At 67.6% G+C, this 15,824-nt stretch carries 17 protein-coding genes and 1 tRNA gene; 10 read left to right on the top strand and 8 right to left on the bottom strand.

Annotation, left to right across the window (positions count from 1 at the left end; genetic code table 11):
- The first annotated feature begins 129 nt into the window (after positions 1-129).
- Positions 130-203 (top strand) — tRNA-Cys (locus tag HMPREF3115_RS20380).
- A 106-nt stretch (positions 204-309) separates the two neighbouring features.
- Here the strand turns inward: HMPREF3115_RS20380 and HMPREF3115_RS20375 are convergent.
- Together HMPREF3115_RS20375 and HMPREF3115_RS20370 are read right to left on the bottom strand one after the other, a co-directional pair.
- Complete coding sequence (locus HMPREF3115_RS20375) at positions 310-864, bottom strand: GNAT family N-acetyltransferase (RefSeq protein ID WP_006408147.1); 555 nt, start codon at positions 862-864, stop codon at positions 310-312.
- A 52-nt stretch (positions 865-916) separates the two neighbouring features.
- Positions 917-1,534 carry a helix-turn-helix domain-containing protein gene (locus HMPREF3115_RS20370; RefSeq protein ID WP_065494113.1) on the bottom strand — a complete coding sequence of 206 codons (618 nt, stop codon included), beginning with the start codon at positions 1,532-1,534 and terminating at the stop codon, positions 917-919.
- Between the two features lie 169 nt (positions 1,535-1,703).
- Between HMPREF3115_RS20370 and HMPREF3115_RS20365 the strand changes: the two genes are divergently transcribed.
- On the top strand, positions 1,704-1,937 hold the full coding sequence (locus tag HMPREF3115_RS20365; RefSeq protein WP_070555779.1) for a ParD-like family protein: 234 nt from the start codon (positions 1,704-1,706) through the stop codon (positions 1,935-1,937).
- Positions 1,937-2,743, top strand: a complete 807-nt coding sequence (gene map, locus HMPREF3115_RS20360; protein WP_006408149.1) for a type I methionyl aminopeptidase — start codon at positions 1,937-1,939, stop codon at positions 2,741-2,743. The genes HMPREF3115_RS20365 and map overlap by 1 nt, the downstream gene beginning before the upstream one ends.
- Before the next feature lie 104 nt (positions 2,744-2,847).
- Here map and HMPREF3115_RS20355 read toward each other — a convergent pair whose 3' ends face one another.
- Complete coding sequence (locus tag HMPREF3115_RS20355) at positions 2,848-3,351, bottom strand: GAF domain-containing protein (protein ID WP_006401244.1); 504 nt, start codon at positions 3,349-3,351, stop codon at positions 2,848-2,850.
- Between the two features lie 95 nt (positions 3,352-3,446).
- Positions 3,447-4,364 carry a LysR family transcriptional regulator gene (locus tag HMPREF3115_RS20350; RefSeq protein ID WP_070555777.1) on the bottom strand — a complete coding sequence of 306 codons (918 nt, stop codon included), beginning with the start codon at positions 4,362-4,364 and terminating at the stop codon, positions 3,447-3,449.
- Positions 4,365-4,476: 112 nt separating this feature from the next.
- On the opposite strand from HMPREF3115_RS20350, the gene HMPREF3115_RS20345 reads away from it, so the two are divergent.
- A complete protein-coding gene (locus tag HMPREF3115_RS20345) occupies positions 4,477-5,343 on the top strand; it encodes a pirin family protein (protein ID WP_006401242.1) in 867 nt (288 codons plus the stop codon).
- A 123-nt stretch (positions 5,344-5,466) separates the two neighbouring features.
- A complete protein-coding gene (locus tag HMPREF3115_RS20340; RefSeq protein WP_006401241.1) occupies positions 5,467-5,958 on the top strand; it encodes a GNAT family N-acetyltransferase in 492 nt (163 codons plus the stop codon).
- Between the two features lie 21 nt (positions 5,959-5,979).
- Here the strand turns inward: HMPREF3115_RS20340 and HMPREF3115_RS20335 are convergent, their stop codons facing one another.
- The 3 genes from HMPREF3115_RS20335 to HMPREF3115_RS20325 are packed head-to-tail and all read right to left on the bottom strand — an operon-like array spanning position 5,980 to position 7,956.
- On the bottom strand, positions 5,980-6,849 hold the full coding sequence (locus tag HMPREF3115_RS20335; protein WP_006401240.1) for a cytochrome c oxidase assembly protein: 870 nt from the start codon (positions 6,847-6,849) through the stop codon (positions 5,980-5,982).
- A 10-nt stretch (positions 6,850-6,859) separates the two neighbouring features.
- A complete protein-coding gene (locus tag HMPREF3115_RS20330; RefSeq protein ID WP_172488738.1) occupies positions 6,860-7,303 on the bottom strand; it encodes a copper chaperone PCu(A)C in 444 nt (147 codons plus the stop codon).
- Between the two features lie 17 nt (positions 7,304-7,320).
- Complete coding sequence (locus HMPREF3115_RS20325; protein WP_006401238.1) at positions 7,321-7,956, bottom strand: SCO family protein; 636 nt, start codon at positions 7,954-7,956, stop codon at positions 7,321-7,323.
- A gap of 275 nt (positions 7,957-8,231) precedes the next feature.
- Here HMPREF3115_RS20325 and otsB point away from each other — a divergent pair, with 275 nt between their 5' ends.
- Both otsB and otsA read left to right on the top strand, forming a co-directional pair.
- Positions 8,232-8,984, top strand: a complete 753-nt coding sequence (gene otsB / locus HMPREF3115_RS20320) for a trehalose-phosphatase (protein WP_006401237.1) — start codon at positions 8,232-8,234, stop codon at positions 8,982-8,984.
- The gene (gene otsA / locus HMPREF3115_RS20315; protein ID WP_006401236.1) at positions 8,981-10,357 is read left to right on the top strand and encodes an alpha,alpha-trehalose-phosphate synthase (UDP-forming); all 1,377 of its coding nucleotides are present in this window, start codon (positions 8,981-8,983) and stop codon (positions 10,355-10,357) included. The genes otsB and otsA overlap by 4 nt, the downstream gene beginning before the upstream one ends.
- 344 nt (positions 10,358-10,701) lie before the next feature.
- Here the strand turns inward: otsA and HMPREF3115_RS20310 are convergent, their stop codons facing one another.
- Entirely contained in the window at positions 10,702-12,531 is a 1,830-nt protein-coding gene (locus HMPREF3115_RS20310; protein ID WP_006401234.1) for an ABC transporter ATP-binding protein, read from the bottom strand.
- Between the two features lie 560 nt (positions 12,532-13,091).
- On the opposite strand from HMPREF3115_RS20310, the gene HMPREF3115_RS20305 reads away from it, so the two are divergent.
- The 3 genes from HMPREF3115_RS20305 (at position 13,092) to HMPREF3115_RS20295 (ending at position 15,736) form a co-directional block, all read left to right on the top strand.
- Positions 13,092-14,156, top strand: a complete 1,065-nt coding sequence (locus tag HMPREF3115_RS20305; protein WP_006401233.1) for a glycosyltransferase family 4 protein — start codon at positions 13,092-13,094, stop codon at positions 14,154-14,156.
- Positions 14,157-14,392: 236 nt separating this feature from the next.
- On the top strand, positions 14,393-15,232 hold the full coding sequence (locus HMPREF3115_RS20300; protein ID WP_035946031.1) for a hypothetical protein: 840 nt from the start codon (positions 14,393-14,395) through the stop codon (positions 15,230-15,232).
- Positions 15,233-15,271: 39 nt separating this feature from the next.
- The gene (locus tag HMPREF3115_RS20295; protein WP_006401231.1) at positions 15,272-15,736 is read left to right on the top strand and encodes a DUF2214 family protein; all 465 of its coding nucleotides are present in this window, start codon (positions 15,272-15,274) and stop codon (positions 15,734-15,736) included.
- Positions 15,737-15,824 lie beyond the last annotated feature (88 nt).

The following is a 15,824-nucleotide window of genomic DNA, read 5'->3' as shown; positions in this document are numbered from 1 at the left end:
CGCGAGTTCGAGACTCGTCTCCCGCTCCAGACATGGGAAGCCACGCTTCCCTTTTTATTTGATGGCCTCGGCGGTCGTCGGATAAGAATCTGTCGCGTGTCGTCACGACGGCATCGGCAGTCCGCTTTCGGCGCGATAGCAAAGCGGTTATGCAGCGGCCTGCAAAGCCGTTTAGGCCGGTTCGACTCCGGCTCGCGCCTCCAGGTAGAACGAGATAAAGCCCTGATTCGTCAGGGCTTTTCTTTTGTCATCGTCGCTGTTTCTTTTGGCGTAACGTGCGCGCAGCCGCGCACGCATCCACACCGCGCGTCAGCCATCAACCGGCCGGCTCGGCGTATCGAGCCTCAGCTGATAGAACGCCGCATCGAGCCATCGCCCGAACTTGAATCCCGCCTCCTTGATCGTCCCCGAATGGACGAACCCGAGCCGCGTATGCAGCGCGATGCTGCCGGCGTTGGTCGCATCGATGCAGCCGACGAGCAGATGCACGTCCGCATCGTGTGCACGGCGGATCAACTCGCGCAACAGCAATTCGCCGAGCCCGCGTCCGCGGTGATCGCGATGCACGTACACGCTGTGCTCGACCGTGTACTTGAAGGCCGGAAACGCGCGGAACGTGCCCCAGCTCGCGAAGCCGAGCAGCGTGCCCGACGCGTCCACCGCGCCGACGACCGGAAAGCCGCTCGCACGCTTCGTCGCGAACCACGCGGCCATCGCTTCGGGCGGACGCGGCTTGTAGTCGTACAGCGCGGTCGAGTTGACGATCGCGTCGTTCAGAATCTCCAGAATGGCGGGCGCGTGCTCGGCCTCCGTGCAATCGATCAGGCGCACGTCGTCGCGCTGCGGCGGGTTCGGGGAAGTCATTCGAGCTCCTGTAGACATGGGGCGGACGGGCCGCGCACGGATCGCCGTCGCATCACGCGGCCCGGGCCGCGGCGGCCGATGCATCGCAGATCGCGACGATGTACCGTGCCGCATGCGGCGACGGGTTGCTGAAAATCAGCGGCTGATCGAGCCGCATGGCGAGACAGTCGCCTTCGTGAAGCTGATGCAGCGTCGCGCCGAGCGTGACGTCGATGCGGCCGCGTACGACCCAGATCTGCTGGTGCCACGCGATCTCGCGTGCACCGGTGTCGTACGCGACACGTCCGCCGGGCGGGAAGTCGACTTCGACGAGTTGAAGCGGCGACGGCCAGCCGGGCGGCGACAGATTGCGTCGCGCATAGCCGGACGCCGGGTCGCGCCATTCGGCCTGCTGCGCGCGCCGCACGAGCGGCTGCGCGGGCGCGCCGTCGTCGCCGCCGAACAACCCGGCCAGCGAAATGCCGAGCCCGGCCGCGAGCTTGTCGAGCACGACGGCCGTCGGACTGGCCGCCGCGCGTTCGATCAGCGAAATCATCGAGCGGCTCACGCCGCAGCGCGCGGCGAGCGCGTCGAGCGTGTAGCCGCGCAGCGTGCGCAGCTCGCGTACGCGTCGTGCGATGCGTTCGTTGATGCCGGCGTCGTCGGCGGTGGGAGACGGAGATTCCTGCATGGTGGAGAAATTTTCCAGCAAAATGGAATGAACGGTCAACGCTTCGCAGTGAAACGTCGACGCGCCCGCATTGCATCTACGGCGCTCATCCACGCGACGAAGCGGCTTGCCGCCGGCCGGGACACAGCGTATTATACGTTTCGACTACACTTCGCATAATTGGTGACATATGGGCATCATCAAGATTTCCGACCACATGCACGAGCGGCTGCGCTCGACGAGCACGGCGCTCAGCCGGTCGATCAACGCGCAGGCCGAGCATTGGCTGCGGGTCGGCATGCTCGCCGAGCTCAACCCGTCGGCGTCCTACGGCGACATCTGCCGGATGCTGATCGAGGCGGAGGCGCGCGGCGGTACGGGCGCGGCCGAGCTCGTCGCCGGCCGCATCGAGCAGGTGGCGTAATGGCGAAGCGCGAAATCCCAATCCGCAACCCGCAAGACATCGCCAAGTCGCGCGAGGCGGCGAAGCTCGCGTCGCAGGTGCTGACGATGATCGGCGAATATGTGAAGCCGGGCGTCACGACCGACGAACTGGACGAGCGCTGCCGCCGCTACATCGTCGACGAACTCGGCGCGATTCCGGCCAACATCGGCTATCACGGCTATCCGAAGACGGTCTGCGCGTCGGTCAATCACGTCGTCTGCCACGGCATTCCGTCATCGCGGCCGCTGCGCGACGGCGACATCGTGAACCTCGACATCGCGGTGATCAAGGACGGCTGGTTCGGCGACACGAGCCGCATGTACTTCGTCGGCGAGCCGGGCGAGCTGGCGCGCCGCCTCGTCGCGACGACGTACGAGGCGATGCATGCCGGCATCCGCGCGGTGCGTCCGGGCGCGACGCTCGGCGACGTCGGCTATGCGATCCAGCAGGTCGCACATCGCGAAGGGTTCAGCGTCGTGCGCGAATACTGCGGGCACGGCATCGGCGACGTGTATCACGACGAGCCGCAGGTGCTGCACTACGGCCGCCCTGGTACGGGGCTGCCGCTGCGGCCGGGCATGATCTTCACGATCGAGCCGATGCTCAACGCGGGCAAGCGCGACACGCGCGTGCTCGGCGACGGCTGGACCGTCGTCACGAAGGACCATTCGCTGTCCGCCCAATGGGAGCACATGGTGGTCGTGACGGAGCAGGGCTACGAAGTGCTGACCGACGACGTGGGGCCGCCCGCGTTCGCCGAGCTGCCCGGCACGCGCGTCGCCTGACGGGCGCCGCGCGCCGCGCCGGCATCGAAGTCGCCGCCGGTATTGAATCGAAGTGAAACGGGCCCGATGCGATCGGGCCCGTTTCGTTTGGCGGTACGCGACGCTCAGCCGCGCGTCTTTTGCCACGCGTGTTCGACGAACACGCGGCACAGCGCCTCCATGCCGCGGCGATCCTCGTCGTCGAAGCGCGCGGCGACGGGGCTATCGACGTCCCATACGCCGATCAGCGTGCCGTCGTCGGCGACGAGCGGCACGACGATTTCCGATTCCGACGCAGCGTCGCACGCGATATGGCCGGGAAACGCGTGCACGTCGCGCACGACCTGCGTTTCGCGCGTCTGCGCGGCCGTCCCGCACACGCCTTTGCCGAGCGCGATCCGCACGCACGCGGGCTTGCCCTGGAACGGGCCGACCACGAGCTCGGTGCCGTCGAAGAAATAGAAGCCGGCCCAGTTCAGCCGGTCGAGCGAGTGATAGACGAGCGCGGAGAAGTTCGCGGCGTTCGCGATCAGATCGCGTTCTGACTCGACGAGCGCACGCGCCTGCTCGACGAGCGTCGCGTATTGATCGGCCTTGGAAGCATCGGGGTCGTGGGACAACGTGAACATGGCTGAAAAGCGGTAAAGGTTGGAAAAACGCGCGACGCGCGTACGGCAGTCTACGGCACGCGCGTGCGACGTGCAGCGTGCGGCGACACGCCGGCTCAGTCGGGTTCGAGTTCCGCGAACCGCGCCGCGAGAAAGTCGAGCAGCGCGCGCACGGCGGGCAGCAGTCCGCGGCGCGACGCGAATACCGCGTGGACGATCTCGCGGCGCGGCGCCCAGTCGGGCAGCACGGTGACGAGCGTGCCGCGCGCGAATTCGTCGCGCACCATCATCGTCGGCAACTGCACGATGCCGACGCCGGCGACGGCGGCCGCGCGCAGCGCGAGCATGCCGCCCGTCACGAAGCGCGGCTGATGATGGATTTCCGCGCTGGCGCCGTCGGGACCGCGCAGGCGCCACACGTGCGCGGCCTGCGGCACGCCGTGATCGAGGCTCGGCAGTCGCGCGAGATCGGCGGGCACCGCCGGCGTGCCGTGCTCGCGCAGCAAAGCGGGGCTCGCGACGAGGCACTGGCCGCGCTCGGCCAGCACGCGCAGCGCGAGATCGCTGTCGTCGAGCGGCGGCGGCCGGACGCGAATCGCGACGTCGATCCCTTCGCCGACCACGTCGACGCGCCGGTTCGTCGCTTCCAGATGGATCTCGACGCGCGGGCACGCGAGCATGAACGCCGCGATCATGTCGCCGACCAGCGAATCGAGCAGCACGATCGGACAGCTGACCCGCACGATGCCGCGCGGCTGCTCGTGCAGCAACGCGACGGCCTCGTCCGCGGCATCGGCCTCGACGAGCATCGCGCGGCAGTGCGCGTAGTAGGTCTGGCCGACGTCGGTGACGGTGAAGCGGCGCGTCGAGCGCTGGATCAGTCGGATGCCGAGCCGCGCTTCCAAGAGCGCGATACGGCGGCTCAGCTTCGACTTCGGCATGTTGAGCGCGCGCCCGGCCGGCGCGAAACCGCCGTGTTCGACCACCTGGACGAAGTAATAGAGATCGTTCAGATCTCGGGCGTTATCGTTCATGAAATAGAACGCTGAGTGCGGATTTTGCAGTCTACCGGACCGATCGTTCCACCACTATAGTGACACTCAAGGATGCGAAACACAGGTTTCGCCGCAAATTCGGAGAACGCAAATGAAGAAGGTCCAAGGTGTGTACAGTGCGCCGCGCGGTCATTGGGTCGGCGACGGTTTCCCGGTGCGCTCGATGTTCAGCTACCAGTCGCACGGCGCGCATCTGAGCCCGTTCCTGCTGCTCGACTACGCCGGTCCGGCGACGTTCGAGCCGGCTTCGACGCGGCGCGGCGTCGGCCAGCACCCGCACCGCGGGTTCGAAACGGTGACGATCGTCTACGACGGCGAAGTCGAACACCGCGACTCGACCGGCGCGGGCGGCGTGATCGGGCCGGGCGACGTGCAGTGGATGACGGCCGCAAGCGGGATTCTGCATGAGGAATTCCACTCGGACGCGTTCGCGAAGCGCGGCGGTGCGCTCGAAATGGTGCAGCTGTGGGTGAACCTGCCCGCGGCCGACAAGATGGGCGAGCCCGGCTATCAGACGCTGCTCGACGCGGACATTCCGGTCGTCGAACTGCCGGACGGTGCGGGGCGCGTGCGGATCATCGCGGGCGAACTCGACGGACGGCGCGGCCCGGCCCGCACGCATACGCCGATCGACGTGTGGGACGTGCGGCTCGCGGCCGGCGGTCATGCGCGGTTCCCGATCGCCGAAGGGCGCACGCTGGCGGTCGTCGTGCTGCATGGCACGGTGCTCGTGAATGGCGAGACGGTCGCGCGCGAAGCGCAGTTCGTGCAGTTGAGCCGTGACGGCACCGACGTCGAGATCGAAGCGAACGGCGACGCGAAGCTGCTGATCCTGAGCGGCGAGCCGATCGACGAGCCGATCGTCGGCTACGGTCCGTTCGTGATGAACTCGCAAGACGAAATCCGGACGGCGATCGAGGATTTCAACAGCGGCCGTTTCGGCCGGATGCCGGCCTGACGCAAGTGCCCCGCGCAATGCGGGGCTTTTTTTGCGTGGCCGCGCGCTCGCGCGTGCGGTGCGGTTCGAGGCATAATCGTCGGCTGCCGCGCGCCGGCCGGCGCGCCCGAATCAGGACCGCACATGAACGCTTCCGCACCCGCCGCATCCCCGACTGCGACCGATCTCGACTGGCGCTGGAAACCCTTCGATGCGCTGAGCGCGCGCGAAGTCTATTCGATCCTCGAGGCGCGCAGCGCCGTATTCGTCGTCGAGCAGAATTGCGTGTATCGCGACATCGACGATGCCGATCAGACAGCGTGGCATCTCGCCGCGTACGACGGAGCAGGGCGGCTCGCCGGCTATCTGCGCGTGCTTCTGCCGGACGCGCAGCACCGCGACGTGCGCATCGGCCGCGTGCTGACCACGGCCGCGTTCCGCGGCGCGGGGCTCGGCAACACGCTGCTCGCGCGCGCGCTCGAGCACATTCGCGCGCAGTGGCCCGACACGCCGGTGAGCCTGCATGCGCAGGCGCATCTGCAGCGCTTCTACGGTGCATTCGGCTTTACGCCGAGCTCGGACGTGCACGACGAGGACGGCATTGCGCACGTGTGGATGCGCAGCGAGCGCGCATGACGCAGGCGGCGCGCCGCGCGGTCAGTGCGCGGTGCGGGCGGCCCGACGATCGGCGGCGTGCTGCGCCGCGCGTTCGTCGATCAGACGGCCGCGCGCGGACAGCCGCAGCCAGTGCCGCAGCGCGATCAGCGCGCCGATCACGCTCATCATCGAGCCCGGAATCCAGAGCAGCAGCCCGCCGATCTGCTGATCGCGCAGCGGGCTCAGCCACGTAAACGCGCGGCCGCAGATCGAATAGATCGGATAGAGCTCGTGCGGCGTGAAGAAGATGAGCGCGCCGAGCGCGATTTGCGGCGGGATCGCCGCGACGGCGATCAGGATCCGGCGGCCGGGCGAGAGCCGCGCCGGCGGCGCCGGACGCGGATCGACGACGAGCCACCAGAACAGCAGCCCGTCGATCACCATGCTCCAGTTCATTACGCGGTACAGCCGCCAGTCGAGCATCGCGACGAAATGGATCGGCGACAGCAGCCAGAAGTAGATGAGCCCGACGAACAACACGACGGCGACGACCGGATTGAACACGACGTCGAGCGTCGCGCGCAGCGGCGGCCACGCGAGCGCGGGCCGCACGAAACGCTGGCGCCACCGGAACGGAATGCCGGCGCGGATCGCGGCGCCCGGATACGCGAGTGCGATGAAGAACGGCCCGAGATGGTGCAGCACGAGGTGCTGCGCGCGATGCATGAAGAACTCGTGCTCGAAGAAGTAGTCGAGCCGCGTGTGCAGCGCGATGTAGAGCGCAGTCAGCCCGAACCAGAACGAAAACTGCCGCAACGGCGATACCTTCGCCTTCTTCGCGCCGCGCGCGAACAGCACGGCGGCCGCGAGCACCGCGACGACCACGGTCGGCGACGGTTCCCACGGATCGAGCCAGTACAGGACGTTCATCGCAACCCGATCATTTCGCCTGCGCGGGCGACTTCACCGCGAACGGCGTGTCGAGCGTTTCGCCGTCGGAGAACTTCAGGCGCAGACGCACGGTGTCGCCGGGCTTGATCGCATGCTTGGGCTCCTCGAGCATGAAGTGATAGCCGCCCGGTGCGATGTCGACCTTGCCGCGCGCGGGAATCGTCAGCTTGTCGACCATTTCCATTTTCTGCGTCGAGCCGTTCGACACGGTCTGATGCAGCATCGCCATCCCGTAGTCGGGGCTGTCGACGTCGACGAGATCGACCGGCTTGTCGCTTGTGTTCACGAGCGTCACGTAGCCGCCGGCCGGCAGCTTGTTCGGCAGCCAGCGCACCCACGCGCCCTGCGCGGTGATCGCGCCGGCGGCGTACGCATGGGCGCCGGCGCAGAGCGCGGCGATCGCGGCGAGCATCTTGAAGGTCGTCTTGTTCATGTCGTTCATGTCGTCATTCAGGTTGCGGAAGCGGTGTCGATGATCCGGCGCACGTCGGCGGCGATGGCGTCGGGCGAATCGCGGTCGGTCGCGAGCAGCCGCGCGCGGCCGTTCGCGTCGAACACGTAGACGGCGGAGCTGTGCGTGACTTCGTAGCCGCCGGACGGGTCGCGCTTTTCCATCTGATACGCGACGCGATATCGTTTCGCGAGCGATTCGATCTGCCGGTCGGTACCCGTCAGCCCGCGCGCGTGTTCGGCATCGAACGCGGCGACGTAGGACTGCATCGCCTGCGGCGTGTCGCGTGCGGGATCGACCGATACGAACAGGATGCGGACGGCGTTCGCCTGCGGACCGAGCTTCGCGAGCACTTCCATCAGCCGCGCCATCGTTTCCGGACAGACGTCCGGGCAATGCGTGTAGCCGAAGTAGACGAGCGCGACGCGGCCGCGGAATGCGGCGGCATCGACGGGCCGGCCGTCGCCGCCCGTCAGGTCGAACGACAGATCGGGCAGGTGGCCCGTGACGTCGGTGAGATGCCAGCGCGCTTCGTCGTGCGTGCACGCGGCGAGCGCGGCCGCAACGACCAGCGCCGCGGCGGTGCGGATGAAGCGGGAAAGGCGCCGGTGCGGCGCGGGGCGGGCAGACGACATCCTGGGGCTCGATCGGACGGAACGGTCGCCGGCCGGCGCGGCGCCATGCGTCGCGCGGCGGCGGTTGCGACTGTAGCGCAATTCGCGCACCCGCGTCCTTTCGAAACCCGTACGACGCGCGCGAGCGGGGCAATATGTCGCAGCGGGGCGCGGCAGCCGGCACGACGCTTGCGTCACGCCGGTTTCGCCCATCTCCGCGCGCCGACGCGGTAAGATGCGCACAATTCCATTCGCGCAGCGGCGGCCCGGCGGGCCGTCCCTCAGACATCGAATCGATGCAATCCGTTCCGGCCTCCCTGTCTCTGACCGATACCGCGTTCTTCTTCGACTTCGACGGCACGCTCGTCGAGCTCGCCCCGACACCCGACAGCATTCACGTACCCCGTGCGCTGCCGACGCTGCTCGACGAGCTGCGACGCCGCTCGCACGGCGCGGTCGCGATCGTGTCGGGCCGCGGCATCGACAGCATCGATGCGTTTCTCAACATGTCCGACCTGCCGGTCGCCGGCCTGCATGGCGCGGAGCGGCGCGACGCGAACGGCGATACGCAGCGCATCGGCTTCAACGACGCGCGACTGCTGCGCATCGAGCGCGAGCTCGCGGCCGTCGTCGAGCGCCATCCCGGCATGCTGCTCGAGATCAAGGGCGCGGCCGTCGCGCTGCACTACCGCAATGCGCCCGAGCGTGAGCCGGCCGCGCGCGAGGCAGCCGAGCGGCTCGTCGCCGAATACCCGGACGCCTACGTGCTGCAGCCCGGCAAGATGGTGTTCGAGATCAAGCCGAAGGGGGTCGACAAGGGGCGCGCGCTGGCCGCATTCCTCGACGAGCCGCCGTTCGCGGGCCGCGTTCCGCTGTTCGCCGGCGACGACCTGACCGACGAGAAGGGCTTTGCGCTCGTCAACGCGCGCGGCGGGCTGTCGATCAAGATCGGCGCAGGCGAAACGTCGGCGCGCATGCGGCTCGATTCGGTCGACGCGCTGCATGCGCAGATCGCGCGCTGGCTCGGTGCGGGGCAGCCGGGCGCATGAGTCGACTGATCATTGTTTCGAACCGCGTCGCCCCGATTTCGGAAGGCGAACCGGCGGCGGGCGGGCTCGCGATCGGCGTCTACGATGCGCTGAAGGAGACGGGCGGCATGTGGTTCGGCTGGAGCGGCGAAGTCGTCGCGTCCGGTGCGCCGCAGATCCGCGTCGAGGAACGCGGGCCCGTGACGTTCGCGACGGTCGGCCTGTCGCGTCGCGATTACGACCAGTACTACCGCGGCTTCTCGAACGCGACGCTGTGGCCCGCGTTTCATTACCGTGCGGATCTGATCCAGTACGATCGCCACGAATTCGACGGCTATCGGCGCGTGAACGTCTGGCTCGCGCAGCAGCTCGTGCCGTTGCTGCAGGACGACGACGTGATCTGGGTGCACGACTATCACCTGATTCCGTTCGCGCGCGCGCTGCGCGCGGCCGGCGTGAAGAACCGCATCGGCTTTTTCCTGCACATCCCGTTTCCGGCCGCGCAGGTGCTCGTCAACGTGCCGCCGCATCGCGAGCTTGTCGAGTCGCTGTGCGCGTTCGACCTGCTCGGCTTCCAGACCGAACCGGATCTGCGCGCATTTTGCGACTACATCGAATTCGAAGGCGGCGGCGAGATCGCGCGCGACGGCCGCACGGTGCGCGTGCAGGCGTTCGGCCAGACGCTGCATGCGGCCGCTTATCCGATCGGCGTGTATCCGGACGAGATCGCGTCGCTCGCGCAAGCCGGCGAGAACGGCAAGGCGGTGCGCACGCTCGCGACGTCGCTGCGCGGGCGGCAGCTGATCATGAGCGTCGATCGTCTCGATTATTCGAAGGGGCTCGTCGAGCGCTTCCGTGCGTTCGAGAAACTGCTCGAGCATCAGGCCTCGTTCCGCAATCGCGTGTCGTTCCTGCAGATCGCGCCGTCGACGCGCGCGGACCTGCGCGCCTATCAGGACATCCGCTTGCAGCTCGAGGCGGAGTCGGGCCGCATCAACGGCCGCTATGCGGAACTCGACTGGGCGCCGATTCTCTACATCCACCGGCAGTACGAGCGGCAGGTGCTGGCCGCGTTGTACCGGCTCGCGCGCGTCGGCTTCGTCACGCCGCTGCGCGACGGGATGAACCTCGTGGCGAAGGAATACGTGTCCGCGCAGAACCCGGACGATCCCGGCGTGCTTGTGCTGTCGCGCTTCGCCGGTGCCGCACGCGAGCTGACCGGCGCGCTGATCGTCAATCCGATCGACATCGAGGGCATGGCCGACGCGCTGTCGCAGGCGCTGACGATGCCGCTCGCGGAGCGCCGCGCGCGTTACGCGGACATGATCGCGCAGCTGCGCGAGAACAACGTGTCGGTGTGGCGCGACCATTTCCTGCGCGATCTGCAGGGGTAGCGGGCGCGGAGGATCGGTCGCTGGACGGTGCCGCGCATCGGAGTCGGCTGCGCGGCACCGTCGCCACTGCTTGCATGCACCGAGTATGCAGAGCGCGCGATGACGCAGCCGTTATCGCGTCGGTCGTAGTGTCCGCAGAGGCTTTCGCATTCATTCGGCCGTGTCGCCACTGCGTTTCGAATCACCGAACGGGACGAGACTTTTCATCTGCGATCGATCGCGATCGAACATCGAAGAGACAGTGAGGGAATCGCGGCCGGCGCTCGATCGGCAGCGGCATCGAACGTGCCGCAGCGCGCAGTGCGCCGCCGCGGCGTTTTTCGGTTGATCCGACCGCGCGCGCGTCAGGCGACGCGTTCGCCGGTCGGCGTGCCGCCGTCGATCGGATGATGGCGGCCGTGCTGCTTCGCGAGCAGGTCGCGGTACAGGCCGGGACGGTTGCGCAGCAGCTCCGGCGGACCGTCGTCGATCACCTTGCCGTTGCTCATCACGATGATCCGGTCGAAGTTGCGCAGCGTCGAGAGCCGGTGCGCGATCGCGATCACCGTACGGCCGACCATCAGCCGGTCGAGCGCGCTCTGGATCGCTTCTTCCGACGCGCTGTCGAGCGCCGACGTCGCTTCGTCGAGCAGCAGGATCGGCGCGTCCTTCAGGATCGCGCGCGCGATCGCGATGCGCTGGCGCTGACCGCCCGACAGCTTCACGCCGCGATCGCCGACGATCGTATCGTAGCCTTCCGGCATCGCCTCGATGAACTCGGCGCAGCGCGCGTCGCGTGCGGCGGCGAGCACTTCCTCGCGGGTCGCCTCGGGGCGGCCGTACGCGATGTTTTCGTAGATCGTCCGGTGCAGCAGCGAGATGTCCTGCGGTACGAGCGCGATCGCCTGGCGCAGGCTGTCCTGCGTGATCGTCTTCACGTCCTGGCCGTCGACCTTCACGACGCCACCCTGCGTGTCGTAGAAGCGCTGCAGCAGCGCGAGCACGGTCGACTTGCCGGCGCCCGACTTGCCGATCAGGCCGACGCGCTGTCCGGGCTCGATATGCAGGTCGAAGTGGTCGAGGATCGCGCGGCGGTGCGGATACGCGAACGTCACGCGCTCGAAGTCGACGCGTCCGCCCTGGGCCGTCAGCGGCACCGCATCCGAGCGGTCGGGCATCCCGTGCGGCTCGAGCAGCGTCTTCACCGCTTCGGACAGCCGCGCGATGTGCTGCGTGACGTCGACGAGCGCGACCGCGAGATCGCGCGTGCCGTGCAGGATCGTGAAGCCGAGCGAGCTGACGAGCACGATGTCGCCGGAGGTCGCCTGGCCGCGATCCCAGAGCCACAGCGCCCAGCCGAGCAGGCCGGCCGACAGCATCGCGGTGATCACCGCATGCAGCAGCCGCAACTTTTCGAGATACAGCAGGCTTTGCTGGCGCGCTTCCATTTCGGCCTTGACCGTCTCGCTGAAGCGCTTCTGTTCGCGCAGCGTCATGCCGAACGCGCGTACGAGGCCCATGTTGCCGATCACGTCGACGAGTTCGCCGTCGACGGCTGCGGCCTTGGCCGCGAACGCGTGGTGGCGCGCGGAGCCGCGCCCGGCGAGCTTGAACAGCACGACCGCGAGCACCGCCGAGCAGCCGAGCAGGCCGGCGGCCATCAGCGGATTGACGACGACGATCATCAGGATCGCGCCCATCACCGCGATGCACGGCGGCAGCACGTTCCACGCCATCGTGTTCTCGGACGTATACACCGCGTTCGACGTCGCGGTGATGCGGCTGGCGAGCGTGCCGGGCTGCTTCTCCGAGTAGTAGGTCGGCGAATGGCCGATCAGATACTGGAACAGGTCGCGCCGCAGATCGCCGGTGACCGCGACGAACGTATGCGCGGCGACCCAGCCGCCGACGCGCCACAGCAGGTTGTCGGCCGCGATCAGCCCGACGAGCAGCGCGAACGCGCTCCACAACGGGCCCGGATGATGACGCCCGGTCGCCAGCACGTCGATCAGGTGCTTGATCGCATATTGCGAACCGAGCGCACAGCCGACGGCGGCCAGCACGCTGCCGAGCACGACGAGGTGCGCGAGCGGGTGCAGGCGGATATAGCGGAACAGGAACGCGAGCGGCCGATGCGCGTAGCTCGACAGCTTCGCGTTATGGGCGTTGCGCTGGGCGGGGGTGAGAGATTCCAAAATATGCGTGCGGTGATTCGGTGATTGAGCGTTGCGGCCGGATCGCAGGCCGGCCGTCCCACCCGGACGTTAATCCGGCATTGTAAACAACGGCCACGTGCGACGCTGCGCGAATCTTGCGACCGCGTGCGGCCCGCGATCAGTTTTGAGATAAAATTCGGCATCTCGTCCTGTGTCGCACAGACGGTGCCGCCTGCCCGAACAGGACCGCGGGAGTGCCGAAGGGCCTTCCACTCTAGAACGGACACCGACGTCCGCGCGTTGCAAAGTGTTGCGCCTTTGTAACAAAGTAAAGTGTTTGAAATGTCGTACGCCGTATTGGGATAAACCCTAGATAATCGGCCTCGGGTTGGATTCCAGGTTTATTTACGAACCCCTGTCAACGGGACTTCGTTTCAAACGTTCTAAGCCTGTCGCGTCACCGGCGCTCATCGAGCCGCGCGGTTTCGACGCTCGCGGCAGGCCGGTTCGTCCGATGGTCGGACGAAATGCATCCAGCCCGGATCGCCGATAGGTCGCCGCCCAAACCTGGTTTTTTGCCGAATTTTTAGGAGTTACGCATGCGAATCGCCCAAATCGCTCCGTTGCATGAAGCGGTTCCCCCGAAGCTGTACGGTGGTACCGAACGGGTGGTGTCCTATCTGACCGAAGCGCTCGTCGAGATGGGTCATGACGTCACGCTCTTCGCGAGCGGCGATTCGCAGACTTCCGCGAAGCTCGAAGCGGTGTGGCCGCAGGCGCTGCGCCTCGATCCGACGATCCGCGACGTGATGGCCCCGCACATGCTGCTGCTCGAGCAGGTGCGCCGCCGCGCGGAAGAGTTCGACGTGCTGCATTGTCACATCGACTACTACCCGTTCTCGCTGTTCTCGCGCCAGCCGGTCCCGCATCTGACGACGATGCACGGCCGTCTCGACCTGCCGGAACTGCAGCCGATCTTCAACGCATTCAGCGACGTGCCGGTCGTGTCGATCTCCGACAACCAGCGCATCCCGCTGCCGCAGGCGAACTGGCTGTCGACCGTCTACCACGGCCTGCCGGAAAACCTGCTGACGCCGATCCCGAACGTGAAGCCGAGCTACCTCGCGTTCCTCGGCCGCATCTCGCCGGAAAAGCGCGTCGACACGGCCATCCGCATCGCCGAGCAGGCCGGTCTGCCGATCAAGATCGCGGCGAAGCTCGACAAGGCCGACCGCGCGTATTACGAAGAGAAGATCAAGCCGCTGTTCTCGCTGCCGCACGTCGAGTACATCGGTGAAATCAGCGAAGCCGAGAAGACCGAATTCCTCGGCAACGCGCACGCGCTGCTGTTCCCGATCGACTGGCCGGAGCCGTTCGGCCTCGTGATGATCGAGGCGATGGCGTGCGGCACGCCGGTGATCGCGTTCAAGCGCGGTTCGGTGCCGGAAGTGATCGACAACGGCGTGTCGGGCTTCGTCGTCGAAGACGAACTGTCGGCCGTCGCCGCGCTCAAGCGTCTCGATACGCTGCCGCGCGAGCAGGTTCGTGCCGCGTTCGAAGCGCGCTTCACCTCGAAGGTGATGGCGCAGAACTACGTGAAGAGCTACGAGGAACTGCTGCGTCAGAAGCGCCGCACCGTGCTGCGCGAAGTCAACGCAAGCTGATTCCGGCTGCCGGCCCGCTGCGGTGTCCGGCCGTCCTCGACGCCCCGTCCGGGTTTGCCGGCGGGGCGTTGTCATATCGGCGGCGCGGATCTGTTGTATTCTCGCCGCGCCCGAGCGTGCGAAGGGCGACGGATGCGGCCCGGCATGCGTTCCGGCCGTCTGTCCAGACGGTAATGTCCCTATAATGGCCGAGCCGCGAAATCCGGCCCCGCACGATCATCGAGAGGAGAGCAGTCTTGGCGAGAACGAAACCCACGCGCGCAGCGCCGGCCCCCGGCGCCGGAGTGATCTTCGCGTTGCGCGCGATCGGTGTCGTGCTGTTCGCGCGCTGGCTGTTCTCGATGTCGCAGATGGGCTATCGCGCGTCGCTGTCGGCGATGATGTCGTCGCCCTGGGCGTTCGTCTATCTGCTGCTGATCTTCCTGCTGCTCGTGCAGCCCGGCGCCGCCGCGCGCGCCGAGCGGCCGTTTCATCCGCTGCCGCAATGGCTGCGTCAGGCGCTGCGGTTTTTTGCGCTGATCGGCTTTCTGTTCGCGATCTGGTCGATCGGCGCGTTCGTCTGGGTGGCCGGCTGGCGGCGTGCGCTGCATGCGGTCACCGCGACCAACGGCTGGCTGGTCGCCGCGCCGGTGCTGTATGCCGCGGTCGTCTGGATCTGCCGGCCGCGTCCGCTGTGGCGGACCAACGTGGCCGCGCGCCGCTTTGCGATCGGCCGCTATGCGATTTCGCTCGATACGCTGACGCGCACCGCGATCGTCTGGATGGAAAGCCGCAAGGTCGGCCAGTACGACGCGCGCGAGCTGTCAGTGCGCTGGCCGGGGCGCAGCACTTCGGCGGCTGGTAATGGGTCGGGCGGCGTGCCGTCGGGCGGCGCTCCGTCGGGCGGCGTGCCGTCGCAGGAACCGCCGGCGCGCGTGCGCGGCGGTCTGTTCCGGCGGCCGAAGGTCGAATTGCTGTGGGATTCGCCGGCCGCCGTCGGCCATAACCGGCAGATCGTGATGCGCGTCCCGCTCGCGACCGAAGGCGACCGCGTCGCCGCGCTCGCGCTCGACGCCGCGCTCAAGCAGATCGTCTGACACGCCTGCGCACCGGCGCGGGCTCTCGAGGGGGGCACGATGATCGTTCGTTGGTTGCTGGCTGCTGTTCATCTGAGTGCATTCGGCGTCGCGTTCGCGGCGATCGCGGCGCGCAACCGCGCGTTGCGGCGACTCATCGCATCGGCGCAGGCGGTCGATCTGCCCGGCGTGTTCAAGGCCGATACGGTGTGGGGCCTGTCCGCGCTCGTCCTGATCGTCACGGGCCTGATGCGCGCGTTCGGCGGCTACGAGAAGGGCAGCGCGTATTACCTGCACGCGCCGTTCTTTCACCTGAAGATGACCGCGCTCGTGCTGATCCTGGTGCTTGAGATCGTGCCGATGCTCGGCCTGATCCGCTGGCGCATCGCCGCGCGGCAGCAGCGCATGCCCGATATCGGCCGCGCACGCACCTACGTGCAGATCGGCCACTGGCAGGCCGTGCTCGTGATCGTCATCGTGTTTGCGGCAGCGGGGATGGCGCGCGGCGTCTGGGCGGCGGGCTGATCGTCAGGCCGGGCGCTCGCGGCCCGGCAGTATGCGCGACGACCTGTGGGCCGCCGGCATCCGGCGCATGCGCGGCGCGGCTCGCGCG

The organism is Burkholderia sp. HMSC10F09 (assembly GCF_001806955.1).
In the GTDB taxonomy this organism is placed as follows: domain Bacteria; phylum Pseudomonadota; class Gammaproteobacteria; order Burkholderiales; family Burkholderiaceae; genus Burkholderia; species Burkholderia multivorans.
The sequence above is the reverse complement of the archived record's forward strand: the minus strand, read 5'-3'. Positions and strand labels throughout refer to the sequence as shown.

What these genes read in the sequence shown, in the direction of transcription:
- HMPREF3115_RS20340 (WP_006401241.1), top strand. Translation starts at nt 5,467, where the DNA reads ATGAACGCTTCCGCACCCGCCGCATCCCCGACTGCGACCGATCTCGAC.
- HMPREF3115_RS20345 (WP_006401242.1), top strand. Translation starts at nt 4,477, where the DNA reads ATGAAGAAGGTCCAAGGTGTGTACAGTGCGCCGCGCGGTCATTGGGTC.
- HMPREF3115_RS20325 (WP_006401238.1), bottom strand. Translation starts at nt 7,956, where the DNA reads ATGTCGTCTGCCCGCCCCGCGCCGCACCGGCGCCTTTCCCGCTTCATC.
- HMPREF3115_RS20375 (WP_006408147.1), bottom strand. Translation starts at nt 864, where the DNA reads ATGACTTCCCCGAACCCGCCGCAGCGCGACGACGTGCGCCTGATCGAT.
- map (WP_006408149.1), top strand. Translation starts at nt 1,937, where the DNA reads ATGGCGAAGCGCGAAATCCCAATCCGCAACCCGCAAGACATCGCCAAG.
- HMPREF3115_RS20335 (WP_006401240.1), bottom strand. Translation starts at nt 6,849, where the DNA reads ATGAACGTCCTGTACTGGCTCGATCCGTGGGAACCGTCGCCGACCGTG.
- HMPREF3115_RS20295 (WP_006401231.1), top strand. Translation starts at nt 15,272, where the DNA reads ATGATCGTTCGTTGGTTGCTGGCTGCTGTTCATCTGAGTGCATTCGGC.
- HMPREF3115_RS20370 (WP_065494113.1), bottom strand. Translation starts at nt 1,534, where the DNA reads ATGCAGGAATCTCCGTCTCCCACCGCCGACGACGCCGGCATCAACGAA.
- HMPREF3115_RS20350 (WP_070555777.1), bottom strand. Translation starts at nt 4,364, where the DNA reads ATGAACGATAACGCCCGAGATCTGAACGATCTCTATTACTTCGTCCAG.
- otsB (WP_006401237.1), top strand. Translation starts at nt 8,232, where the DNA reads ATGCAATCCGTTCCGGCCTCCCTGTCTCTGACCGATACCGCGTTCTTC.
- HMPREF3115_RS20365 (WP_070555779.1), top strand. Translation starts at nt 1,704, where the DNA reads ATGGGCATCATCAAGATTTCCGACCACATGCACGAGCGGCTGCGCTCG.
- otsA (WP_006401236.1), top strand. Translation starts at nt 8,981, where the DNA reads ATGAGTCGACTGATCATTGTTTCGAACCGCGTCGCCCCGATTTCGGAA.
- HMPREF3115_RS20330 (WP_172488738.1), bottom strand. Translation starts at nt 7,303, where the DNA reads ATGAACAAGACGACCTTCAAGATGCTCGCCGCGATCGCCGCGCTCTGC.
- HMPREF3115_RS20305 (WP_006401233.1), top strand. Translation starts at nt 13,092, where the DNA reads ATGCGAATCGCCCAAATCGCTCCGTTGCATGAAGCGGTTCCCCCGAAG.
- HMPREF3115_RS20355 (WP_006401244.1), bottom strand. Translation starts at nt 3,351, where the DNA reads ATGTTCACGTTGTCCCACGACCCCGATGCTTCCAAGGCCGATCAATAC.